This is a genomic window from Thioclava sp. (assembly GCF_048263065.1).
Classification (GTDB): domain Bacteria; phylum Pseudomonadota; class Alphaproteobacteria; order Rhodobacterales; family Rhodobacteraceae; genus Thioclava.
Genome location: NZ_JBLXEM010000072.1, coordinates 1 through 5,653, shown reverse-complemented (window position 1 = coordinate 5,653; position 5,653 = coordinate 1). Strand labels below are relative to the sequence as shown.

Below are 5,653 nucleotides of genomic sequence, written 5' to 3'. Positions count from 1 at the left end.
AATTCGGAAGAGCTGATTGAGATGACCTCCCACCCGATCTGACCCTTCGCATTCAACGAGGCCTGCATCTCAATCAAGCGGTTTTTACGGTCCATCGGGAATGATAGGATCTTGTACTCATAGGTTTTCATGCGGGTGCTCCAATCTGTTCCATGCCGGGGAGGTAGAATTCGGTGATGCCGCGCGCGCCGTCGTGGCGTCCGGTTTGGATAATCACGTCGATGGAATTTTCGATGTATCGAACCATGTCCGCATAGGTCATTGGGATCTCTGTCTTGAGGGCGGCGATTGCCAATCGCTGCACCGCCAGTTGTGGGGTTTCGGCATGGAGCGTGGTCATTGATCCGCCGTGACCCGTGTTGATGGCCTCCAGGAAGGTCATGGCCTCTTTACCGCGCACCTCGCCAAGAATGATCCGATCTGGCCGCATGCGCAGCGTTGCGGTGAGAAGCACATCGGCGGTTTGGAATTCTGCATCGCGGTTTGCGATCAGCGTCACCACGTTTGGTTGCGCGGGCAGAAGCTCGGCAGCCTCCTCGATCGTGATGATCCGCTCTTGCGCGCCGACATGGGAGAGAATTTTGCGGGCTGCCACGGTTTTGCCCGTCGACGTACCACCCGAGACGATCATGTTGAGCCTATTCTCAACGCAAAAGGCCAGCGCATCGTCGATCACGCCGGATGCCACGACTTCGCGCAGTTGCCGGGTTTTTTCCTGCCGCAGTTCCTCAAGCTTACGTTCCTTGCCAAACAAAAACGACAGCTCAATCTTTTCGAGGGGGAGACTTGAGAAGAACCGCAAGTTAATCGACATGGCCGACATTACGGCAGGCGGTGTGATGACCTGCGCGCGGATCGGGCGGTCCTTGTAAGCAATCGAAACCGAGACAATGGGCCTGTCCTTGCTCATTGTCGTGTTTGAGCTCGAGGCAATCTGATTGCCCAAGTCCTTAACCTCAGTTTCTGTGAGCGATTGATCCAGAAGACGCATAAAGTGATCGCCCTGGAATTCGCCCCAGCAAGTGCCGTCAGGGTTGATGCAAATCTCGATGACATCGTCGCGGGACGCGGCGTCCAGCTTGTCCAGTGACGTTTGAAGGTAACTCAGCGACATGGGATCAAAAGCTCTCGAGATCACGGTCAACCATGACGGTGACGCGGGCACCTTGATTGACGTAGATAACGGGACCGATGGAGAGGTAGTCGCTGATCACGCTGTCAGTGGCATCGGCCAGATCATCGCCAACATCCTCGAGAACGCCTGCTGTGGCTTCATCCTCTACGGATGCTGCGGCCGCACTCGGGGCCGCCGAGATGAGCGAAATCAGAGCTGCAGAACCAAACCGTTCCGCAAAGCGGGTGTCCACGAAGCCCGTGACGCCGGAGCGTCCCAATTCGTCGCCACCAAATGAACTGATCTGGATGGATTGATTGTCCGGTAGGATGATGCGGTCCCACGCGATGGTGACGCGCTGTTGTGCAATATCTAGCCCCGAGCGATAGCGCCCAATGAAACGTGATCCGCGTGGGATGAGAAGGCGCGATCCATCAAAGCTGTAGACATCTTCGGAGACGACGGCGCGGGTTTGGCCGGGGAGGGAGCTGTCGAGTGCCGTTTCCATGACGGCTTGGATCATCGTGCCTTGAATGATGGTGTTGGAAGGATTGGCGATCACCTGTGATTGGGTGACGGAGGTCGGCAGCGCACCGTTCAGGACAAAGTCTGTGACTTCGCCGAATGTGCGCTCGGCAAGCGGGGTTTCATTCGCCCCGGACGTTCCGCCAAATGCAATCGTGGGGGATGTGATGCGGCGATCCTGAAACGCGCGTTCTTCTGCCGCGCGGCGTTCAAGATCAGCCATGCGGCGTGCCTCCTCTTCGCGGCGCAACCGTTCTGCCTCTCGCGCAAGGAGGTCTTCCTCGGACGGTCCGATAGGCACCGGCGCAGGCACTGGCCGATTGGCCTCTAGTTGGGCCAGTTCCAAATCCATACGGATTTGGTCCAGCTCGCGATCACGTGCTGCCAATTCATCCTGAAACAACTGTTGCGCTGCCTCCGATGCATTTTGCAAGGCTACGATCTGAGCGGTTAGCCCGTCGATGGCGTCCGCAGCCGCAGTATCTTCTTCAACCACAGGTTCTGGCGCATTGCGCAGTTCCTCGATCTGGGCCTGAAGGGCAGCCAGTTGCGCGAGAAGCTCAGCGTTAGGCTCGATGGATGCAGCCGGGGCCACGACAATCTGAGTTTCCGGGGCAGGGGGAGGCGGAATGGCTTCGATCGCGCCAAAGCCGTCACCCTCATTTTGAAAGACATCAGGGGTGGCTGTTGGCAGAGACGTTTCCTCATCTGGTCCGGAGACCATGTAGAGAACGGCGCCACCAGCACCAACGAGTGCGACGACAATGAGGGCCAGAAAAGGTGAGCGTCGAGGTCTAGGTGAACTCCCGCGATTTCCGCCCTTTTCTAGTGCGGCGAGGCGTTTTTCGAGCTCTGCGTCCTCTGAATTGCTCATGATGACGCCCCTGCTGGTAGAGTCGCCTGAATGCAAACCACCTCATCCCCGAGCCTCAACACCCACTGCGTGTTCACGCCAGAGACGCGGATCACACCGTCCTCGACGGCTTGCGTGTTTACCGTACGCTCGCGGCCACTGGAGTATCGGAAGATGGCTGGCACAGGCGCATTTCGGGGAAACTGGAAATACGTAAACGTCCCATCATCCCAAACGCGCGTCGGGGTGAACTCAGATTGCGTGCTGGCCCCGTAGTTATAGTTGGGGGCCTGCTGTGCGACGACGTTGGTAGTCGTCGCTGCATCATCGGGATAGCGAAACTGAACCACATAGAACGTGGGGCTTTGGACCTCCTCGACGTTGAAGTAGTAGCTGCGGCGGTTGGTGTAGACCGTCACATTGGTATGGACGCCGCGCGCGACGGGCTTGATCGCGAAGGCTTGCCCGCCAGGAACGCCGTCGATCTCAAAGCCTTCTGTGTCGCCTGCAATGATCGAGCGGATGCTTTCGCCTTCCCCGAATTCCACCGTTGTCACATGTGTGAGGGAGACGTTCAGGCGATAGATCTCGGCCTCTTGATAGGTGGCGAGGCGTACGCGGCTGTCATTAGGGCCGCCGCGCGGTATCGCTTCGGCCAAGACAATGCTGGGCAATAGGATAATCAGCAGCGAGACGAAATACTTGATAAACAAACTAGTTCTCCAATCTGTCGGAGCGGATGGAATATTCCAACACGGTGAAGCCAAAGGGATTGGACCAAACCTGATCGATGGAGCGGCTCGCCTCTGGCCGGAACTCAAACAAAAGCGTGGCAGTGAAGAGGCCGGTTTGAACGCCGTTGATAGAGTTGAGGCGTTTACGCAGGCGAACCGTGGCACGATTGATGCCGATCCGGTTGATGCTCAGGACTTCGACATCCAACCGACCGCTCGTACCATAAAGCGTGGGTGGATAGTCCGCATTGGCGCTGTTCCAAATTTGGCGCAAAGAGGCTTCAGCTGCGCCGTCGGATCGCCGCAAAACACTGCGCACGCGCACATCATTGTCGAGTTGGTTGTAGACCTCGCGATCACTTATGTAGCGAAACACTTCCGCTTCGATGATTGCTTGGTTTTCTGTGACGGTTGTCGCTCCGACAGAGGCCTCGGGAAGTGCGAAGCCGGTCGCAGGATCATAGGGCACGACGACGGGTGGTGGATCGACGTCGAGCAGTGCCACAGCCGCTGCACTCAGACAGCCCAAGATGCCAAAGATCAGCCCGATGAGGCCGAGCCGTTGCCACGTCCGCTCACGGCGAAGGGCGCCGTAGACGAGTTCTTCCTCAATAATTTCTTGTTCACTCGCCACGCATCACACCTCGGGTTCAATCAGCACTAAGGACTGGCAAGGTGAAATCCATGAACCGCTGCTCTTCGGCGATGGTTGCAGCATCGATCACCCCACCAGTGCCGTCACCGACGGTTTGAATGGCTTCAAGCTGCCACATGGCAACCAGCGCAATCGCAAGTTCTGCCGTCACGCGCGTGTTGAGATCGACGCTTTCCTTCAATTCATCCATGTCATCGATCAGGCCGACCAGCCGATCAACGCGCTCAAGTGATTGGCCTGCATCGCCGTAGCTGTTTTGCGCAGCGGCCGAGACCAGCGCACCAGTTGTGGCTTGGGTCGCAATCCGGTTGGCGCTTGCGTTCCCGCTACTGGCCATTTCTGAAAGCGTATCGTCGTCAAATCCAAGGTCAGCTAGAACGCGGTCCATCTGGGTTTCGATCTCGCCTGCGCCCGACCCGGACAGGCCAGAGAAATCCCCGCTCTTGATGGCTTCGATGGTCGCGATGATATCGCCAAATTCTTGGTCCAAAAGGTCATTGAGCTCATCCTCCATCTGCGTGCGGATAATCTCTGGCAGTTCGGCGAGGCGGGTGAGCGCTTCATAGGTCCGTTGCAGTTCGGCAAGTTGGTCCGTGAGTGTGGCGAGTTGTTCGCGGAGCTGCGTTAATTGCTCGTTTTGCAATATCTCATCTTCGATCATCTGTCGCAGCTGCTGGATATTTTGGGCGATATTCTGGGTGTCGACCACAGGAACGCCTTGTGCGAAGACCGAGGTCGGTGACGCCGTGTGGAAGCCCATGGCAAGCGTGCCAACCAAAGCAGTTCTCAAAAGCCATTTGGATTGATGCATCAGTCCAACTCCTCTATTGTGAAATCCATGAAGTTCCCTTCGGCCATGCGGGCGGAGGCTTGGGCCAATTCAACCGCGCTCAAGGCCCGGGTTCTTGCCGCTTGCAGGCGAATGCGGGCCGCGACGAGGCGTACAAGTTCAGCGCGGGCATAAGTGTTGAGTGCTATGCTTTCCTGCACATCCTCTGTCTCGGAAATCCGCTCGACGATGTCACGAATCCGCAGGGCGGCTTGTCTGATGGCAGTAGGAGAATTGTTTCCGTAGAATGCAGCGCCATGTCCCGTGATCGAGAGGTTGGCATTGGCCAGAAGGGATGGATCGATTGTTCCCAAGGCTTCTATACCGCCGATCCGGCTGAGATAGAGATTGTAGCGTTCGGGAATGACAGTGACGTAGTGCTGGGTTTCGCGGAACGGGGGCACGCCGCTGTATTCAAACACGCGGCCCGGCCCTGCGTTGTAGGCGGCAAGCGCGTTGATGATGTTGCCGTCAAAGGTGTTGAGTTGCGTGGCCAAGTACCGCGCGCCGCCATGCACCTGTAAATAGGGGCTATCATAGTAGGCAGGATTGATGCCGAGATCGCTGGCGGTGCCCGGCATAATTTGGGTCAGGCCAAAGGCACCGACAGGAGAACGCGCACCGATAGTAAAACGACTTTCCTGCCAAATCAGGGCTTGAAGAAGGGCGCGCCATTGGACGGGAGAGAGTCCGGCACGCCCTACACCCGCAAAGCCGCTGGTTTCTTGCGCGACACGGATTATGAGTTGTTCGATATTCTGGGCCGCATCGCCAAACATCTGCGTGCCACCGGGATTGGGATCAATTTCTCCTGAGCCATAAACGGCTTCTACAGATCGCGCCGGATCACCACTGCCAGATTCCAAACCGGACACCATTGCGGGCAGGCCTTGGCCTCCAAAGCTTGATTGGGCGTCGAGGATACGCGCCAGCGTTTCCAATT

6 protein-coding genes are annotated in these 5,653 nt (G+C 57.3%); all 6 read right to left on the bottom strand.

Annotated features, from left to right (window positions below):
- Positions 1–127: 127 nt before the first annotated feature.
- Positions 128–1,114 (bottom strand): ATPase, T2SS/T4P/T4SS family, encoded by a 987-nt coding sequence (locus tag ACN0SD_RS20870; RefSeq protein WP_417810077.1) that lies wholly within the window; start codon positions 1,112–1,114, stop codon positions 128–130.
- 4 nt (positions 1,115–1,118) lie between these two features.
- Positions 1,119–2,513, bottom strand: a complete 1,395-nt coding sequence (locus ACN0SD_RS20865) for a TrbI/VirB10 family protein (protein ID WP_417810076.1) — start codon at positions 2,511–2,513, stop codon at positions 1,119–1,121.
- Positions 2,510–3,205, bottom strand: coding sequence for a TrbG/VirB9 family P-type conjugative transfer protein (locus tag ACN0SD_RS20860; RefSeq protein WP_417810075.1), 696 nt, complete (start codon positions 3,203–3,205; stop codon positions 2,510–2,512). Before ACN0SD_RS20860 ends, ACN0SD_RS20865 begins: the two co-directional genes overlap by 4 nt.
- Before the next feature lies 1 nt (position 3,206).
- Complete coding sequence (locus ACN0SD_RS20855) at positions 3,207–3,860, bottom strand: virB8 family protein (RefSeq protein ID WP_417810074.1); 654 nt, start codon at positions 3,858–3,860, stop codon at positions 3,207–3,209.
- 16 nt (positions 3,861–3,876) lie between these two features.
- Positions 3,877–4,641, bottom strand: a complete 765-nt coding sequence (locus tag ACN0SD_RS20850) for a type IV secretion system protein (RefSeq protein WP_417810078.1) — start codon at positions 4,639–4,641, stop codon at positions 3,877–3,879.
- A 50-nt stretch (positions 4,642–4,691) separates the two neighbouring features.
- Positions 4,692–5,653: lytic transglycosylase domain-containing protein (locus ACN0SD_RS20845; RefSeq protein WP_417810073.1), on the bottom strand; the 962-nt coding region annotated here is incomplete at its 5' end.

Coding starts and splice junctions, on each gene's coding strand:
- ACN0SD_RS20865 (WP_417810076.1), bottom strand. CDS start 2,513: ATGAGCAATTCAGAGGACGCAGAGCTCGAAAAACGCCTCGCCGCACTA.
- ACN0SD_RS20850 (WP_417810078.1), bottom strand. CDS start 4,641: ATGGGCTTCCACACGGCGTCACCGACCTCGGTCTTCGCACAAGGCGTT.
- ACN0SD_RS20870 (WP_417810077.1), bottom strand. CDS start 1,114: ATGTCGCTGAGTTACCTTCAAACGTCACTGGACAAGCTGGACGCCGCG.